12 protein-coding genes are annotated in these 17,998 nt (G+C 56.3%); 1 reads left to right on the top strand and 11 read right to left on the bottom strand.

Translation table 11 applies throughout. The annotated features are described in order from the left end of the window. Positions 1 to 25: 25 nt before the first annotated feature. The 3 genes from RIB44_16910 to RIB44_16920 form a co-directional block, all read right to left on the bottom strand. On the bottom strand, positions 26 to 4,399 hold the full coding sequence (locus RIB44_16910) for a hypothetical protein (protein MEQ8618253.1): 4,374 nt from the start codon (positions 4,397 to 4,399) through the stop codon (positions 26 to 28). A 58-nt stretch (positions 4,400 to 4,457) separates the two neighbouring features. After that, entirely contained in the window at positions 4,458 to 7,781 is a 3,324-nt protein-coding gene (locus RIB44_16915; protein ID MEQ8618254.1) for an autotransporter-associated beta strand repeat-containing protein, read from the bottom strand. A 137-nt stretch (positions 7,782 to 7,918) separates the two neighbouring features. Further along, complete coding sequence (locus tag RIB44_16920) at positions 7,919 to 8,221, bottom strand: hypothetical protein (protein ID MEQ8618255.1); 303 nt, start codon at positions 8,219 to 8,221, stop codon at positions 7,919 to 7,921. A 13-nt stretch (positions 8,222 to 8,234) separates the two neighbouring features. Here RIB44_16920 and RIB44_16925 point away from each other — a divergent pair, with 13 nt between their 5' ends. After that, positions 8,235 to 8,525: a hypothetical protein gene (locus RIB44_16925; protein MEQ8618256.1), complete on the top strand. Its 291-nt coding sequence runs from the start codon at positions 8,235 to 8,237 to the stop codon at positions 8,523 to 8,525. On the opposite strand, the gene RIB44_16930 is transcribed toward RIB44_16925, so the two are convergent. The 8 genes from RIB44_16930 to RIB44_16965 form a co-directional block, all read right to left on the bottom strand. Continuing rightward, positions 8,522 to 9,049, bottom strand: a complete 528-nt coding sequence (locus tag RIB44_16930; GenBank protein ID MEQ8618257.1) for a pilus assembly protein — start codon at positions 9,047 to 9,049, stop codon at positions 8,522 to 8,524. The two genes, RIB44_16925 and RIB44_16930, sit on opposite strands and share 4 nt — an antisense overlap. A 36-nt stretch (positions 9,050 to 9,085) precedes the next feature. Continuing rightward, positions 9,086 to 9,709, bottom strand: coding sequence for a VWA domain-containing protein (locus tag RIB44_16935; protein MEQ8618258.1), 624 nt, complete (start codon positions 9,707 to 9,709; stop codon positions 9,086 to 9,088). Continuing rightward, positions 9,687 to 10,247 carry a pilus assembly protein gene (locus RIB44_16940; protein ID MEQ8618259.1) on the bottom strand — a complete coding sequence of 187 codons (561 nt, stop codon included), beginning with the start codon at positions 10,245 to 10,247 and terminating at the stop codon, positions 9,687 to 9,689. Before RIB44_16940 ends, RIB44_16935 begins: the two co-directional genes overlap by 23 nt. 79 nt (positions 10,248 to 10,326) lie before the next feature. Then, positions 10,327 to 10,746 carry a TadE/TadG family type IV pilus assembly protein gene (locus RIB44_16945; GenBank protein ID MEQ8618260.1) on the bottom strand — a complete coding sequence of 140 codons (420 nt, stop codon included), beginning with the start codon at positions 10,744 to 10,746 and terminating at the stop codon, positions 10,327 to 10,329. Between the two features lie 54 nt (positions 10,747 to 10,800). Further along, on the bottom strand, positions 10,801 to 11,313 hold the full coding sequence (locus tag RIB44_16950; protein MEQ8618261.1) for a hypothetical protein: 513 nt from the start codon (positions 11,311 to 11,313) through the stop codon (positions 10,801 to 10,803). Positions 11,314 to 11,470: 157 nt separating this feature from the next. Next, positions 11,471 to 11,764 (bottom strand): hypothetical protein, encoded by a 294-nt coding sequence (locus RIB44_16955; protein MEQ8618262.1) that lies wholly within the window; start codon positions 11,762 to 11,764, stop codon positions 11,471 to 11,473. A gap of 379 nt (positions 11,765 to 12,143) precedes the next feature. Next, positions 12,144 to 13,082: a PEP-CTERM sorting domain-containing protein gene (locus RIB44_16960; protein ID MEQ8618263.1), complete on the bottom strand. Its 939-nt coding sequence runs from the start codon at positions 13,080 to 13,082 to the stop codon at positions 12,144 to 12,146. Positions 13,083 to 13,374: 292 nt separating this feature from the next. Continuing rightward, a complete protein-coding gene (locus tag RIB44_16965) occupies positions 13,375 to 17,823 on the bottom strand; it encodes a hypothetical protein (GenBank protein MEQ8618264.1) in 4,449 nt (1,482 codons plus the stop codon). Positions 17,824 to 17,998 lie beyond the last annotated feature (175 nt).

Consider the following 17,998-nt stretch of genomic DNA (forward strand, 5'->3'; position numbering starts at 1 on the left):
AGGGTTGCCGAGGGAGGAAAACTGCTCAGAGATGTCGTGCTATGCGTAAGGGAGAAACAACAGCAAACATTAAAAGGATGAAGACGACCGGCGCTGGTTCAGGCACATTCTGTGAAGATGCAAGCGACGGCGTCGTCCCATATTCGGTTTGCCATGCAGAAATCAGCGACGGGTTATTGCGCTGCAACGTCAAGAAGTCTGCCCCGTCGACATCGCCGTCCGGTTCGGTGTCGGCGGCGAGTGCGGCGAGCACTTCCAGCACGACGTTGTTGGTGCCGTAGAGTATGTTCCACTCGAGGTTGCCGCTAAGTGCGGGAAGAATTTCTTGAACAAAGGTCCCTGTAATGCCGCCGTCTGCAGCGAGGATTTCAAAGCTATCGCCGTTGGTCGGATTGAAGCCACTCAGCAGTGACACGTCAAGCGTTCCATTGAGCGTCGCCATACCGGAAATGTCGAGCGTGTCGAATTCGCTCCCAGAAGTGAGGCCTTCGATCTCAATTTCTAGTATTGAGAGTATGCCGAAATGAACATTGCCGCCAAAAGTTTCCAATCCGGGACTACTTCCGGGGGTCACATCGGCTTCAAAAAAGACATCGCCACCGCCAGAAATACCAAAGCCCGCACTGCCGAAGAACGTAGCGCTCGAGCCGGCTGAAACATTGAATAATGTCCCCGTATTAGCCACGTCGTCCCAGAAAGTCACGTCCGCATTACCGCTGACGATAACGCGTCCGGTGGTTTCGTTATTCAGGTCACCGAACACGTCAGTCTGTCCGTTGGAAAGAGCGAGATCGCCTTGGTTGGTGAGCCCTGCTCCGCCGACATTCAGAGCACCGCGACCCACGATGTTACCGGCTGCCGCGTTGGTTAGCGAACTGGACGTTTCCAGGGTTCCGCCTTGAAGGCTGATTAAACCTTGGTTGTTGCCGAGGGCGCCGGTGAGCGAGAGCGTCTTGCCAAATGCAACTCGAATTTCGCCGCTGGAGAAGTTGGACAACGGCATGTCGATCTGGCCGTCACCTGTGATTAAGCCAGCATTGTTCAGCGAACTACTTCCCTGCAGTCTCGCACCACTACCTAGGAGTTCGATGCGACCGCCGTTGTCAATATCTACTGGCGACACCAAGCTACGCGTTTGCTTGACGAAGATGCGACCACTTGATTTCACGTCAATGAGGCTGTTGATATTGAGTTGGCCTCCATCGAATGAGAAATGGCCAAACAATTCAAAATTGTCGGCCGCGAATGAGCCTCCTTCCATGTCGAGCTGCCCTTCGGCGTTGAGAAATGCATCCCCGCCAACAGACAAGGTCTTGTCGGCACCCAGAGTAACTGTCGCACCGAGTAATCCGCCAGCGCCAACCGTGATGTCCGAACCCGTTAGATTGAGCGTCCCGGCGTTGAACTCGAGAATGCCATTGGTCCCAACACTCAGGTTGCTGGTTGTGAGACTGCCGCCGTTGAGCGTCAGCGAACCAATCGAACTGACAATTGTGCTACTCGTCGTGGCAAGGTGCTTGTCGTCGGTAAGATCAACCACAGGACCGAGAAGTTCCGCGTTATCAATGCGTAGCAAGTTAGTCGTGGAAAGCGTGCCACTATTAAAATTGAATTGGCCGCGTATGTCGTAGTCGATTGTCCCCGCGTTGAGGGTGCCGCCATTTAAGTTAACGATGCCTGCGTGAGTGATAAACAAATCGCTGCCGCTAGTGTTCAGCTCGCCACCATCGGTCAGCGTCACCGTCGCGAGGCGCCCGTCGGTGACGGCATCGATTTCCGGCGATCCGATGTAGGCATCGTGTCCGGGACGTACGGTGAGACTCGACCCGGGACCTTCGATGGTCAGGTCAGCCGCATGGGAGAAACTAACATCGAAAAAGCCTGCGCCATCATCAGTAATGAATGTCCCGACGCCCAGGTGGCTAGTGGTCGCGGTGCTACCCGAGGAAATACTAACTCGGTTCACTTCATTACCGGATCCAGCGGTGGCGATATTAAGAATCCCTACATCGAGCATTGCTGTATTTGAAAGGCGAATCTCCGCATCAGGCGTGCCAGTGAAGGATGACATCCAGATTTGCCCGTCATTGATATCCGAGCTGTCCAGACTGAAAGAACTGCCCGGTCCGTCGACGACGAGTCGATTTCCATCTAACGCGAATACTGATTGGTTCAGTTCGACCATTCCACCCTCGGTGACTTCAACGCCAATTCCAGCAAAGCCGGAGAGGCTGACCACTCCGTCGGTCCCTGAGGTCGTTGCTAAGGTCCCTCCTTGCACAAGCAAGTCGCCAAACATGTCGATCCGACCATTCGCAAGCTGAACGGTTCCCAGGGGATTGACAATGAGCCCTTCATCATCGCTCGTGAAGCGGGCGTTATTGGTAATGTTCATTTCAGCTGTGGTGCCCATACCTGAATCCTGCCCTAGTTTTGGGGCAGAGAATACTTCCTGCACGATTAGATTGGAGCCAGGCCCGTCAAGGTTTATGAGGATTTGTCCGTTGCCGGTATCGCTTCCTAAGAGGCTGAATTGGCTTGCTCCGTCAATGATGAGATCGGCGCCCGAGAGAACGTTGAGCGTGGCTACCTGGCCGGTCTGCTGTGCTCGCATGGATACAGCATCTACTGTCTGCTGGAACCCATTGCTTAGCGTCAGTGTCGAGGAGGTCGGATCAGAAAAGCCTCCTACCGACAATGAATTGAATGGGGTCGTGAAACTTAGCTGTGAAGAAGCACCATCCAGCGTAACGGTACCTCCGCCCTCAGCACGGAGAAAACCTACGTTCGTAATGAACAACCCGCCATTGGTAATGGTCAACGATGTGCCGCTGGCACGTGTGTGCGTGGCATCGCCGCCAGGACTTTCTTCGTAAGTGCCGTTGTCGACGATCACATCGCCGTTGAAGTTGACCGCACCGCCGAAACTGACAATGAGTCCTGTATTATCGATTCTTGTCAGGCCTGTACCGGTGTTGAGTACGCCATCGTCGAAGAGATCGATTCGTCCACCTTGCCCGAGATTGGCTGCGTCGGCTCCAACGCTCAGTGTCGCGTTTCCATTCTGTGAAAGCGTCCCGTCAATTTGCAACGCACCCCTGCGTGTCGCTGAAGTCGTCGTCGCGATAGAAATATTATCCGCAGTGACGTTAGTTCCCGCTCCAACCTCCCAGAAAGCTTGTGACGTTCCAGTGCCGGACTCTCCAATCGAGACGTTGGCCACGTCTGCGGTGGCGCTAGAGAGAATTTGAATCGAGGAAGTTCCACTCGCGGCAGATTCGATGGTCAAGTTTGCTGCCGTCATATTGCCGCTGCTTTCAACGCTGAGATCGGCTCCATCGCGCATGATGATGTTCTGCCCCGCGGCGTTGAGCGTGCTATTGGTGCCGGTAATCGTTGCATCCACGCTGGCCCCATCTAGCGTCAACAACCCGTTGACGTTGACATCGCCGCCGCCACTAACATTCAGGTTTCCCGAGTTTCGAATAAGAATATTCCCAGTACCGGTGTTGAGGACTCCGTTGTTTTCGATCAGCACTTGGGCGGTGATGTTAGCGTTGACATCATCACCAATAGTCAGTGTCGAAGCTCCCGTCATATTGAGTAGCGATCCGGAGCCGTTGACCGTAATGGTCGCTTCTTGAACGACTGAACCAGAATTCGAATCGCCGACAACAATGCTGGCGGTATCGACTGCTGAACCAGACAAAACATTCACACGCCCCGTACTGCCTGCAACTCCCGATCCGGAAATCATTCGCAGCAATCCGCCGATCTGGTTAGCCGTGGTTCCGTTTTGAAACGTTAGGGTGCCGATCCCACCGCTGGAACCCATGCTCACTCCATCGGAAACGTCCAGCGTCGAACTATTGCCGTCCAAAATAAGTGTGCCATTGCCTCCCAGCCCCAGAAAGACATCATCGCCGACGTCGACGCGACTAGCGAAGTTCACATTCAGGGAGCTACCGCCACCAACGGAAAGATCGTCGCCAATGTTCAATCGCGAAGGGTCATTGAAAGTTCCCAGGGTGAGATTGCCGCCAGAAATCATGGCATCGGCTTGCCCAGTCGTCAGGTTGAAAATGCCAAACCCGATAACATTTTCTTTGAATGTGACGTCCCCGGCTGTCACTTGCAAAAGATCACTGGCAACCGGAGACAGACTCATCGTCACGGTGTACGTTCCCGCTTCGTTAAAGCGAGCAACATCGCCCGCGTTTGGCGGGGCCGAGTCAGTACCGGTGATATTGGTCCAATTCGTAGACGTGGTGAACACACCGCTGGTAGGGTTCGTCCACTCAAAGGTGTCCCCTCCAGCCAGCGAACCAACGGCGATAATCGAAAGGATGAAAACTCCGCAGCGTGCAATGCCGCGACAAATAGTAAGGCAAAATTTCATCACAAATCCCCGCTCTCGAGACATACTGGCTAGGGCCGTTGCTCCGCTTAGGCAACAATTAGAACCTTGCAGAACGCCGCAGGCAAGAAAAGCTATAAAGGCTGCTGATAAGGAGTAGAAGAGCACTCGGCTCCGGCACGTTTTGCGAACTCGCCAGCGAGGCCGTTGTTCCGTATTCTGTTTGCCAACTGGGTATCAACGACGGATCGGTACGTTGCAGCGTCAAGAAGTCCGCCCCGTCAACATCGCCGTCCGGCTCGGTGTCGGCAGCCAGTGCCGCGAGGACTTCCAGCACGACGTTGTTCGACCCGTAGAGGACGTTCCACTCCAGACCTGCAAGCGTGGGAAAGTTCTCCACAGCAAACACATCTTGCACGCTGGTGGCCGTGATGATTTCGAAGGTGTCGCCCGCTACCGGTGTGAAGCCGCCAAGTAGCGAAACCTCCAACGTACCGCCCAGGTCGGCGATGCCTGCGCCGAGGATATGTTCCAAGCGATCGAACTCGCCCTGCCCGGTGCCACCGAGTTCAATTTCTAGTGTGCCGTTGTAACTAACGCTGCCACGGTTGACCGTTGCGGGCGAAAAGCCGGGCGAGTCGGTCCCCGTAATGTTGCAGTTATCGCAAGTGCCGACACCTTTCACGAAGCCGGTGAGCGTGATCGGCTCGGCCAATGAATTCCCCGTGATGTTGCCGTTATTGATGACTGGCGTCGCCGAGTTATCCGGCGTGTCGATGGTGCCAAAGCCTGAGACGTTCCCGCCAAAGTCCAGCGTCAGGCCATTGTTGGCAATTAGATTTGCCGATCCACCGCTGCCGTTACCCAGCGTCACGTTCGCGCCCGAATCGAACACCGCGTCGTTGGCATCGTGCAGCGTCGTCGCGCCGGATTGAATCTGCACATCGCCGTTGGAGTAAAAGCCTGAGTTAGAAGTCGCATCGCCGAGTGCAAGGGAGCCGGTAGCCATAATCGTTGAGCCGGTAGCAGCCAAGACGCGAGCGTTCACTGAACCATTGCCCGAAAGTTGTCCGCCGAATTGAAGATTCACACGCTCCGAATCAATCGTTCCGCCGGTGAGACTCACCGAGCCCAGCGCGCCGATGTTGGTTTGGCTCAGTGCCGAGGTTGTCAACGAAGCCCCAGAGGCAATCGTCACACTGCTTGGTGAAATAACACCCGCTACGCCAATCGACATGTTACCGGTGACGCTCACTTCGCCGCCTTGAATATCAAGCGGCCCCTCGCCACCGGAGGCCGAATCGTTCAAGGCAAGCAGTCCAGCGCTGACGAGCGTTCCGCCCGCGTAGTCGTTGTTGCCGTTGAGGACGAGTGTTCCGTCGCCACTCTTGATGAGTTGGCCCGTGCCGCCTAGATCGCCGTTGACGGTGTAAGCTTGACCGGAGTCGATGTCAAAGGTGCCTGTTGAGCCCGTTAACAAGAATCCGCGTGCCGCTGTCGAACTGCCGGTGACCTTGAGTGTCGTTGAGTCTTCCAGGGTCACAGTTCCTCCTGCGCCTAAGCTAGTGTCATCGGCAATCTCCACGGTCCCCGCATTGATCGCGGTTGCACCCGTATAAGTGTTCGTTGCTGAGAGCGTCAGCCGCTCCGTTCCGTTCTTCTCAAGATTCCCGGTACCGCTAATGACGCCCGCGAACGTGACGGGATTGACGAGGTCGAAATCGAGCGTGGCGTTGTTCTCGATGTTTCCCCCAGTAGTCCCTTGCCCGGTGATCTGCAAAGTCCCCTGCTCAATCACTTTGTTATTCCCGTCGACATCATTGCCATTCAGCGTGAGCGTACCTAGGCCCGACTTGGTCAGCACACCCGTGCCGGAGAGCGTCCCGGCGAGAATGTATTCCGCACTAGGATTGGAGATTTCGAAGTCGAAATCGTTGGTCACTTCAAACGCGCGGCTGCTGGCAAGCTGGTTGCTGCCGGTGTATCGAAGATCGCCTCCGAGGGCTCGAATCTCTGCGGACGAGAGCCCGAGATTTCCAAGTCCAGAGAAAGAAACAAGACCGCTGAGAAGATCGTTCGAACCGGAGTAGGTATTGTTTCCCGTGAGCGTAAGTGTTCCGCTGCCTGCTTGGGTGACCGTCCCGCTTCCGCTGATTTGCCCACCGTTGCTTATCGAGCTAGAGCGACTGTACCTTAGGTTTCCGTTATTGAGGATGTTGCCGCTGACTGCCCCTGTCGATCCGCCGTTGCCAATCTGCAAAGTTCCGTCGGTGATCGTTGTTCCGCCGCTGTAGGTGTGGTTCCCAGTAAGCGTAAGCGTGCCGCTTCCTTGCTTCTCGACGGCGCCAGTCCCCGAGATATTGCCCCCGTAGGTTACGTTGTTGTCGCGGTCGAAAATCACATCAGATAAGTTGTTCACGTTGCCAGTGATTGAACCGGTCGACCCATCGCCAATCTTCAAGGTTCCCGCGGAGACAATCGTTGTCCCACCGTAGGTGTTGTTTCCTGTCAACGTAAGCGTTCCACTGCCCAGCTTCGTCACGGTGCCGCTACCGCTGATCGTTCTGCCATAGGTAGAGCTTGTACTGCGGTTAAAAGTCACACTCGTGTTGTTGACGATATTGCTATTGATCGATCCGCTACCGCCGCCGTTACCAATGTTCAAAGTTCCGCCAGTCAAGACTGTGGTTCCACTAAAGGAGTTATTGGCCAACAGCGTCAACGACCCGGCCCCTTGCTTATTGAGCGTGCCATTGCCGCTGATGACGCCGCTAAAGAGATAAGGATTGGAACGGTTGATGGTGACTGTGGCGTTATTAGAAAGATTGCCATCGATCGAGCCAGTCGTCCCACCTGATCCGATTTCTAGAATGCCACCAGTGACTGAAGTCGTCCCGGTGTAAGTATTGTTTCCGGTCAGTCGCAACCGACCGCTCCCTGTTTTGCTGAGCGACGTTGATCCGGAAATTGGTCCAGAGACCGTCAACCGTGCCGGAGCATTGACGATATTCCACTGCGCACTAGTCAGCAAAAGCACGCTGCTGTTGATGTTGTAATTGGCCGACGTGCCATTGACCGTCAAATCGCCACTGGAGAGCCGCAGTTGCGACTCGGACAACGTCACCGACGACGAGCCGCTAAAGGTCGCCGAGATGATCGTGCGACTTCCATTGAGCTGAACATTAATCGGCCCTACGCCACCCGTATTGAACACGGCAACGTCGTTCGAATCCGGAAAAGTACCCGCCGGGCCGCCGGACCAATTCGACGTACCTGGGAAACCGAAGTCGACTTCATCCCAGTCGTTACCAGTGGCGTCGCCCGTCCAGGTATACGTTAGGGCCCAAGCCGGACGAGCCATTCCCAGAAGAACGAGAATGACGGCTGATAAGAAGACGAACTTCGTCCCTTGAGAATGGTACATCGCAGACCCCCACACCGAGAATTCGGAATTCGAATAGGTAATGCCTGCTCTGCTCCAGTGGTCTATTAGAACCTTGCTCCGCCTCGTAAACAAGGAAATAGTGTGGAGGCCAGCAGGAGAAGGCAGATCGCACCGGGCTAGGGCACGTTTTGCGAAGACGCGAGTGATCCCGGCGCGCCGGGACTGCCGTACTCGGTTTGCCAAGAAGGAATGAGCGCAGGGTTATCACGCTGAAGCGCAAGAAAGTCCGCTCCGTCGACGTCGCCGTCCGGTTCGGTGTCGGTGGACGATCCGGCAGCGATTTCGAGAACAACATTGTTCGTGCCGTAGAGAATGTTCCAGTTCAAATCGCCAGCGGCGTGGAAGCGATTTCCTTCGAATTCATTAAACCTGGGCGAAGCACCCACCATTTCCCGCGAAGGAATCGTGCATCGAGACATCGCGACGCGCAACATGCTGGTCACTACCACCAGCGGGAATTACGCCTCGGGCGATGGCGAGTTTCTCCTCTTCGGCAACGATGGCGGTCAGTCACTCCGCGGTTCCGATGTCGGCCCGGTGCGCTGGATGGCCCCCGAGTCGATCCGCCTGTTCTCGACGAACCCTGGGGCCGGACCTGACGACTACTTCGACCTCCCGGCCGGTTCGTACTTTACCGTTTTCTATGCCGTGCTTGAACCTTCAGCGGTTGGGTTGCTGGTTTTTGCGAGCGGACTTCTGTGCTGCCGACGGCTTCGCAGCTAGTCATCATCGTCACCGCCGCCCGAACTGTCTCTGTTCTCGTGCCGTAGGTTGCCATCGTTTTCTTGGTCGTCGTCGGAATCAAAATAGCCGTTCGTATCGCCGCCGTCACTTCGGTCGATGTCAGCGGGCATGACGCAACGTCCTTGCAGGGTTGCTCCTGACAGGAAGTTCGGCGGCAGCCAGGCGACCTGGGAGTAAGGGATGGTCACGGTCACCGTGATCGGTTCCAGGGGAACGTCGACCGCGGCCTTCGAGCTCGGGTTGAAGACAATTGTGTGATTTGTCAGTCCCGCATTCGACATCGCCGTGTTGATGATCGCCGAAGCGTTCGCTTGCGTGGTGCCTTCGACACTGTACACACGACAGCCGGCATTCGCGGCTTCTTGCAAGGCATGCGACACGATCACGGCTCGAGCTGCTTCGACAGCTCCCAAAACAAGCATCACGATCAGCGGCAACACCACGGCAAACTCCGTGGCAGCCACGGCGCGGCGTTGGGGTGGTTGATGGCTAGTTTGAAACATGATCCTGCCTCTAATCATTCCTCGTAACATCCGCTTTTATTGCACAAGCTGGGTCTGCTTCATGGCATCGGCAATCCGAGCAAAAGCGTCGGTTAGCCCGGTGGTGAGTGTCCCCGACGAACCGCCGGGGGCGCGAAAATGCTCGCCACCGGTAACGTCGGCAATCTGCTGCATGAGATCTTCGTCGGCGCCGTTGCCTAGGCTGATCGTGTAGACCTTAATGTTCAAGCCCTTGGCATAGTAAGCCATGTCGAGGGCGTACCCCGGTCCGTTGCCGTTGGGTTTGTTGGCGCGGCCGTCGCTCATGAGGATGATAACCCGCTCGACACCACTTCGTGCATTCTGGCTCAAGTAGTGGGCCGAATCTCGTAGCGCACCGCCGACGGGTGTCCAGCCGTTGTATTTGTTGGCCAACAACGTACTGGAATTCAACACATTGTTCCGAATGTAATTCAGGTCGTAGGTAAGGGGAGCTTCGAGAACGCCGCACCACTCGTCGTTCGAGGGATACAACGAGGAAGGGGCGAGCGTATACGAAACGCCGCCATGCCCCTGGGAGCTGGGGTTGTACTTGCTAATGATAGCGCCGTACCCCATCACGCCTAAGCGGTCGTTGTCGCCCACATCCCGCAACACATCAATAAAGGTGGGGGGCAGCACTACGCAGCGCTTGGATTCGGCCCTGCGCCGCCATCGAACCGGAGAGATCAAGCGTCATCATAATGTCCATCGGGTTGCCGCTGCCAATGGCAATGGCCGACCGCGGCACGGCAAAGGTGTGCAGTCCCATGAGCTTGCCAAAGAACAACGGTTCTTTGTCGAGCGTCCCGCTCACTTGGATAGCATCAGGCACGCTACCACCTGGCGTGAAGGAACGTGTTGCTGAGCTCCAATTTCCTGCTTGGATCGTGATCGCCTCTTCAGGGACGGTGACAAACGCCCCGGCGCGATTCTGCTGGACAAAAGCGAGGCCCGCGGCCAGAGCTGCGTCGACATCGTCGGGGTCTTCGCGCAGTTGTAGCCCAGCAGCCAAAGCCCCCGCATCCACGGCCGTTTGCAATTGCGAACGCACCAGATAGATACGGCCAATCTCCACTGAGAAGGCGACCATCGCGATCAAGACGGGAAGCAAAAACGCGACAAGCAGCATGGTGGCGCCACGTCGGTCGCGTCGATCAATTGTTGGCTGTGTTGGCATACGAAGAGGTTCTCTGAAAAGTTGTTGTCTCGCAGTGCTCCGCGAAGCGGCAGCCGGTTCAAGGCAGGTGGCCGAAGCGCTAATCGGTCGAGTATTCCTTTGGCAATGTGCAGGTCGCTGTGTAGGTCTTGCCGTTGAAGAAACTCAGCAACGGTAACCAACTCATGTCATCGAACGTGGCTGTTACGGTAACGGTCAGCGGCGACCAGCGAGGTGCGCTGGCGGGGTTCATGGGTTGCAGCTGCACTGTGTAGGTGGAAATTCCGACCGGTCTGAGAATCGTGTCGACTTCTTGCTCAACCTGACTGGTCGTCGCCCCGCGAAGCAGCGCGACGCGGCAGCCTGACCGGGCCGCTTCCTCCATGCTGTGCGTGGTCATCAGTGCCCGCGCAACTTCGATGGTGGTAACCAGCGTTAGGAACAACAGCGGCGCGACTAGGGCGAACTCCACGACCGTGGCCCCTCGTCTGCTGCGTCGCTTTTTCAACACGCTAATCATTGCTCAGGATTATTTATCTTCCAGGGATGTGGTTGGTCGGCCGGTGATTCCCGTCTAGCCCGAGACCTCCGCCAAAGCGAGAGGCATCTCGTCGTTTTCAGGCTCTGCGGTGTCCACCTGTTTGCAGTGACCTTCTTCACTGTCAAATGCGTCACGATCCAAACGTGCGAGCAGCCGATTGAAATCCTCCGGGATGTCTTGCCAGTAGTCCCTCTGGCGAAACTTGAGTGGCGGGACCGCTTCGCCCCGCGCTAAAGTCTTGATCGTACTCCGCAGCCGATCGACCGGACCGACAATGCGATTGCTGAGCCGGAAAGAGTCGAGTAGCAAAGCCGGTAGCAACACGACGAACGTTAGAGCATAGAGCGAAAAGTTGGTGAGGATTTTCGTTGTCAGCTCGCCGCGGTCGCCAATAGGATTGGTAAGGTACTGCCCCACGGCAGCAACGGTGCCGCCCACGGTCATAAAACAAAGGCAATGCAACACCATCCTGAGCGCCAACGCCCGCTGCGTGCGTGCATCGACATAAAGCTTCTGCCGTTGGTCCTTTTGTAAAGTCGTGGACATCGAGCTCACCTTACGTTCTTCTTGGTCGCGATAAACTGCTACTTATCCGCTGGGAATTTGGACAGCAAGAAAGTTCCACGGGAAGTATAGGTCACGCATGGTGGGAGGAGCCGGATCCCTGGAAGTTCGTCAAGCGAGGGCTTTGACACGAAAGAACCTAAATAGCGGCATACGCTGGTGTCCCGGCATTACCGCCACAATCAGCGCGATGGGCACTTAGGGCCACGACTGCCGCAACAGCGACCAATCCGCCGGAGGCGGGGTTAGCGGCGGCGCTCGTTACATGCTCGGCAGTAGAGAGTCGTCTCGATGAAAGTGACCAAAAATTGTGCAACAGGCCACGTTCTTCGGCATCGGCGTCGGTTGCCGACCAATTTGAAGTACTCGTAAAGAAGCCGCCGTTATCGTCAATCCAAAACCGCTCAGCAGAATTTGATGGTTCAGTGACCAAAAAGAAAATGGTCAGTCCAAGAAGTGAGCGCAGCGAGCCACGCCAGAGTTGCGTAACTATGAGAATTCCCCAAAGAAATCGAGCGAAAGTGCAGGCGGAGCCTTCTGCTCTGTTCGGCGATCATTATTGCCGTCGGGTCTGCTTCTCGCAAGAAAGCCCAAAAAAACTGCGTGTCGAAGCATAAAGACGACTGAACGACGTGGAACGAAAGAATTAGCAAGCACTCCCGGAATTACAGCCAAGTCGGGCTGCAAGTGAGACTTTAACCGTACGCTCAACCGTCAGACGGAACTCAAAAAACAACACAGCCACGGAGAAAGCTCCGTGGCTGTGTAATAGAACAATACCGAAAAAAGTCTTCGGCTCTTTGCAACCGACCTTACCTGCGACGGCAGCCGGCGACTAAGCCCAAGCCAACCAAGATCAGCGAAGCCGTCATAGGCTCTGGGATCTGAGTGACCACAACGTTGTCGAACAAACCGAACTGCATTTGGGGTGCACTGCTGACCGATGAGAAGAAATCAGCATAGAACAGGCCGATGTTTCCATCCGAGGTATACGGACGCGAGCCGTCTCGATTGATGGTTGTAATGTGTAGTCGGTCTCCGCCTGGCTTCTCGATGAAGACCGCCGATTTACCGTTAGCAGTATTCACCTCAAACGTGACCCACTGGAAGCCTGGGGAACCAGCAATGCTATCGCCGGGAGCCGTCTGGGCTTGGCCGGCAGGGGGCGAAACCGAGGGAAGAAAATCTGAATAGTAAGGATCGAAGCCATTTCTAGTTCCAGCGACCATCTCGCCGGTCGAGAGGAACGCTCCGTCGGCGAACGCCCGCCAATCGCTGCCCGAGCCACCTTCGCCAGTGGCGATGATCTGGGCACCTGACCCCACGTTATTATCGGTGTCGTTGTAGCCAAGACCGCCACCAATGAACTCGGTCGTGCCTGCAGCACCATTGTTGTAAAAGTTGTCGGCGTCGAAGTTGATCCAGGCGTCGAAGCGGAGCTGATAGCTACCCGAGAAGCTCTCACCGATCGGATACGCGATGAAGCTCTCACCAGCCGCCGGCGAGACAATGTTAGCCTGGGCGAGGAGTCCCGTTGTCGACGCATCACCAACTTGGGTGTTCGGTGCCTCAGGAATTGAAAGGTTGCTAACGCTGTAGTCGAAGCCAAAGGTTGCTGAAGTATCGCCGGTTGAATTGACCCCCCAACCTACGCTACTTTCCAGCGCGTCTCGGAATAGCTCGGTCGCCTCAGAGATATTCGTGCCAATTACGGCAGTGGCTAATGCAAAAACCCCTAGAAATCGCTTCATTATTCTTCCCCCGGGTACGTGGTAAGTTCAGCCAACGAGAAAGCAAAACGCTCCGCTCGTAACGAAAGTAATCATTTGCAGACGCCGACGGAGTATAGTCAGCCTATTAGCTCTCCGCAACGATTTTGGATTCCGCGGGCCGGTCCACCCATGCTGCTAAGAAACACACAACTGCATAAGAAGCGCCAGAGCCGTGAATTCCTAATGAAAGTGCGCAAACGTGTGAATTCTCCACGAGATAACGAGAGAGGGCGGTGTTCCCGACTTCGAATCAGTTCTGCGCTAGGGCTTGCTACAGACCGCGCCGCCGAAAAGTACGCGTTGCTATGCTAAGCAATACCAAGCTGAGCGTGTTCGGCTCCGGTACATTCTGCGTTGCAGCGGGTGACGCAACGCTGCCGTACTCGGTTTGCCAAGTCGGAATCAGCGAAGCATCATCGCGCTGTAACGATAAGAAGTCCGTGCCGTCTACGTCACCGTCGGGTTCGGTGTCCGCGGCGAAGCCTAGGTCGGTGATGAGGGCGATGATGTCGTTCTCATAATCGTAATCGATAAACAGATCCGTGCCGTCGAAGGTGCCGACCAGATCGCCGTCGCCAAAGTTGGCGAACTCGCCGATCAGGTTGCCGCTGATGTCGATCAGCTCGAAGGAGTCGCCCTCGCTCAACGTGAGAGCGCTGTTGATGTCGAGGTCGAGTGTGCCAGTGAGCGACAAGTTGCCGCCGACTGTTAGCGTGTCGAAATCGCTCAGGCTCTCGACATCCATTCCCAACGAACTGCCCGCCTGCAAGTTGAGGCTGCCACTCGCAACGCTATTGACGATCTCGAGATGGCCATTGTTAGTGATCGTGCCGCTGGTGGTCGCATCCACGAGGACCAAGTCCCCGTTATTGATCAGCCCTGTCGATAAAAAGTCGGCCGTTCCTTCAGCAACGATGATTGTGCCAAAATTGAAAACAAGGTTTGCAGAGAAAGACCCGCGGGTGATGTTCAAAATGCCGTCGGCGTTGACATTCATCTGCGTCGTGTTGACGGCCTGGTCTTCGTCGATCACCAGGCTGCTCCCGAACAGGCCGCCCGAGGTCACCGTGAAGCCGTTGCCTGTGATGTTCAACGTCCCGGAATCGAAATCGACACGGTCCATACTCGCCTTGGTCGTAAACCCGATTGAGAGGGTCCCACCGTTGAGTCGCAAGTCGCTGTCGATCGTCGCCGTGTTCACGACTTCTAAGTGCTGGCCACTGCTCAAAGTGGGGACGCCCGGGCCTAGCAGGTCGTCGAGCGTTTCCGCTGTGAGACTCGCTCCATTGGCAAAACGAAAGGTTCCGCTCACGAAATTGAAATTCTGCTGAGTCGGCTCCGACGGATCGGACAGATCCAAAGTGCCAACTTCGATGGTGCCGCCATTGAGATGAACCGAGCCATTATCCCAGAGTTTCAATTCGGTCTCGACATCAAGCAGTCCGCCGACATTCACATTCACGGTACCTGCACCGCCATTGCTGGCGCTCGTTCCACCGACATACATCGAATTCGCATTCCAAGTTCCGCCCGCGTTGATGTTGGCCGTGCCAGAGCCCATCGCAAGGCTGCCGATCTGCGCTTCGCTATCAGTTTGCACGACGCCCCCATTGCTCACTTCGACCAGACCGGTCGCCATTGCGGAGGCTGCCGAGTCGCCCAGTGCCGTATGCCTGCGAGAGATCAGTTGCGAACCGGCCCCCGTCACGGTGACAACTCCATCACCGTTGGCGAAGCCGCCGATCTGAAAGTCGCGTGCCGCTTCGACAACGCCACCCGCTTCGATGTTCAAGAAGCCATCACTTTGATCGCCGACGAAAAGGTCCGTCCCCGCATCAATCCTCGAAGCGTTGCCGTTGCCATCGTCACCGCTGACCGTCACCACGCCGCGAGAGTTCGTCGAGTCGGCGATCAGAATTCTTCCCGCGACATCCAGCGCGCCACCCCCCGTGATGTCGAGGGTCACTTCGTTGGCAGCTCCGACACTTCCGCCAGAGAGGGCCACCGAGAAATCTGCGGTCCCCATGTGGGTCCACTTCGATCCAGCACCGTCGATCACCACGCTCGACCCGTCCGAAGCCGAGCCGAATCCGATGCTGCCGCGAAAGTTGCCACTGCTGCTTGTTGTCAGCGTTCCCCCGTTGGAGATGGTCATCGAACCATTGTTCGCATCGCCGATGTCGGCGATGCCAGTGATCGTCACGTTCGCACCTGGCGTGTTCAAGCTATCGATAATCACATTGCCCACGCCGGTCGTGTCGTTACTCACAAACAGTTGCTCCGCTTGCAGCGTGCCACCATCGCGGACCTCGAGGGTGCCGACTCCGTTGTTTCCGACAACGAGAAAATCGTCATTTCCTCCTGCAATTTCACCAACTCTCACACGGGAACCAGCACCCATAACTTTGAGCATGCCATTGGCTCCACTGACGCTACCGATGAACAGATCGTCCGCGACCGCGAACTCGCCGCCATCAGTGACTTCCATAAGCCCGGTCGCACCGACCCCTGAGGAAAGCGAACCACCGATATAAGAATCAACGGTATTTGAATTGATCAACAACCGGGAGTCCGTACCCTGCACCTTGACGGTGCCGGTGGAGCTAGTGCTCGCAGCGACGCGAAGATCGCCTGCCGAGGTCACCGCACTGCCGCCGGAGATCGTGAGCTCTCCATCGCCATCCGTGACAATGCCGACATCTAAAGTGCCTGCAGTGGTTTGAGAAAGAGACCACTGAGAGCTCGACCCGTCGACGGTAACCTTTGCCGGAAGTCCGGTGCCGCTATTGTAGATATCGAGATCAGTCGTGTTGACTTGCGACCCCGCTTCAACCGTCCACTCAGCGTGACGCACATCCACGCTAGCCCCGGTATGCGTCGCGTTGTTCGTGAGAAAAATTTCCGGTCGGTTTACCCCGTCGAGTGTGAAAGTACTTGAGCCAGAACCGAAGTCGCCTCCATCAATGGTCAGCGTCCCACCGGTGTGATCGAAGATGCTATCAGCACCTCGGACCCAGCCTCCCGCGGTGATCTGCCCGCCATCAAGATTCACTCGACCCGTCGTGTTAATTTCAACGATCCCCGTAACGTTGACTTCAGCACCGTTGGAAACATTCAGTTGGTCGCGTCCCCGATTGGCATCTTGATCGTTGACGTTGCCGTGCCCCAGATCAAGAATTCCATTGATATTCCAAGTCGACCCCGGACCATCGACGTTCACGATCGCATCAGAACTGAAAGAAATGCTCCCCACGTTGGCATCGGTGTTTGAAACCGTACTGCCGCTATTGATATTCAGAGTTCCGTCTTGGCTGGCATTGGGAGAGACGTTCAGCACCCCGGCGAATGCCGCATTGCCACCGTTGTTGAGCGTCAGCGTCGGGTTATTCGCGCCTTGCAAAGTGAAGTCTGCCAATCCGGCAAACGGCGTGAACGCTCCCCCATCTACGACAATCTCGCCGCCGCTGTAGGAGGCCAATGCGACCGCACTCGTGTCAAAGGAATTTGCCGTGATCTGTCCGCCGGTGATGTTGGTGGTTCCGGTGTTTGTATAGGCACCCGTCAAATTGACGTCGCCGCCATTGACATTCACTGTTCCTAGAAACGGCGTGAGGCTGGCCCCGTTGACCGTGCCGCCGTTCACCGTAACAATCGCCGGGCTATTCACTTGGATGTCGCCGGTCACGTCGAGGGTTTTCCCGGCATCAATCGTGATCGGGTTTGGCCCAAGCTGTGCATTGTTCGCGACGGCAAGTCCCCCCGCCCCCGTCACTTCGAGCGTTCCACTGTTCCAATTGAACGCCGGACTGCCACTGAGTTGCGTAATCGTTTCGACTGACAGCGTGCCGCCATTCAGATTGGTCGCGCCGGCCGGATTGTAAGTCGTCCCCGCCTGAAGCTGCAGTCTTCCGCCAACCCCAACGTTGGTATCGCCGGTGACATTCAGCGTGCCAGAGGCTTGCAAGTTCAACGCGGTCTCAAACCCACCTTGATTATCAATCGTCAGTTGAGCGACGGTCGAAGTCCCCGCCGGTCCCGTAACCGTCACTGCCGTTGAGGGAGCGATAACGACGAAGTCCGACGCCGCGGGCACCGCGCTGCCGGTCCAATTGGTCCCCGTATCCCAGTTGCCACTTCCAACGTTCGTCCAAGCTTTCGCCAAAGCGCCTGTGTAGAACTGGCCGAACAACTCGTTTGCCCCATCGTCACCCACTTCTCGCACTTCGATTCGATCAAAAGGTTGCGAAGCGACAAAGCCTTGAAAGTTCAACAAGTTCTCCGGCCCTGCAAAGTTGACCAGGTCGACAACCGTGCCTCCAGCCCCGCCCGTCAAGAAGGTCACGTCGAAAGAGGTATCCTGCGCATCCGCAACGTCGACCCACTCGAACCCAAGGCTGGTGATCGGGGCGGCAAAGTCGATGTTGAACTCTTCATCCCCGCTGATCGCCAAATCGCGACCCGGGATGATGCCCGAACCCGTACCCGCAAAGTTCCAAGAGAACGTCGAGGGAGCATGGGCTGTGAACGTCATCCCGCCCACAACTTGCGTGGTCGAGTTGCCGCTAGCAGGGATCTCCGCCTCTGCCGTCGAGCCGGAAGCGTCTAAAAAGGACGCCTGATCCGTGTAGGTCACCTGCGCATAGCCAGCATCAGACGGCAAGAACGACCCGCACAGCGTTAAGCCTGCGCAGCACGAGGCAATCAGAAATCGACGAAACACGAACTACCCTCCCACAAAACAAAAAGCGACGGCCATGTAGCCGCAATATAGAGACGGCCTTCAACAGACCGCACGAGCATTGTCAGCCGGTGGCGAGGCGGTTGCAAGACTGCGGGAGGAGAGAATCGTCGATATACGCTAAACAATACGCGTTTCGCGATTTCGTAGGTTGCGT

The sequence above is a fragment of the Lacipirellulaceae bacterium genome, from assembly GCA_040218535.1.
Lineage (GTDB): Bacteria > Planctomycetota > Planctomycetia > Pirellulales > Lacipirellulaceae > Adhaeretor.

Coding starts and splice junctions, on each gene's coding strand:
- RIB44_16910 (MEQ8618253.1), bottom strand. CDS start 4,399: ATGAAATTTTGCCTTACTATTTGTCGCGGCATTGCACGCTGCGGAGTT.
- RIB44_16915 (MEQ8618254.1), bottom strand. CDS start 7,781: ATGTACCATTCTCAAGGGACGAAGTTCGTCTTCTTATCAGCCGTCATT.
- RIB44_16920 (MEQ8618255.1), bottom strand. CDS start 8,221: ATGTCTCGATGCACGATTCCTTCGCGGGAAATGGTGGGTGCTTCGCCC.
- RIB44_16925 (MEQ8618256.1), top strand. CDS start 8,235: ATGCTGGTCACTACCACCAGCGGGAATTACGCCTCGGGCGATGGCGAG.
- RIB44_16930 (MEQ8618257.1), bottom strand. CDS start 9,049: ATGTTTCAAACTAGCCATCAACCACCCCAACGCCGCGCCGTGGCTGCC.
- RIB44_16940 (MEQ8618259.1), bottom strand. CDS start 10,247: ATGCCAACACAGCCAACAATTGATCGACGCGACCGACGTGGCGCCACC.
- RIB44_16945 (MEQ8618260.1), bottom strand. CDS start 10,746: ATGATTAGCGTGTTGAAAAAGCGACGCAGCAGACGAGGGGCCACGGTC.
- RIB44_16950 (MEQ8618261.1), bottom strand. CDS start 11,313: ATGTCCACGACTTTACAAAAGGACCAACGGCAGAAGCTTTATGTCGAT.
- RIB44_16960 (MEQ8618263.1), bottom strand. CDS start 13,082: ATGAAGCGATTTCTAGGGGTTTTTGCATTAGCCACTGCCGTAATTGGC.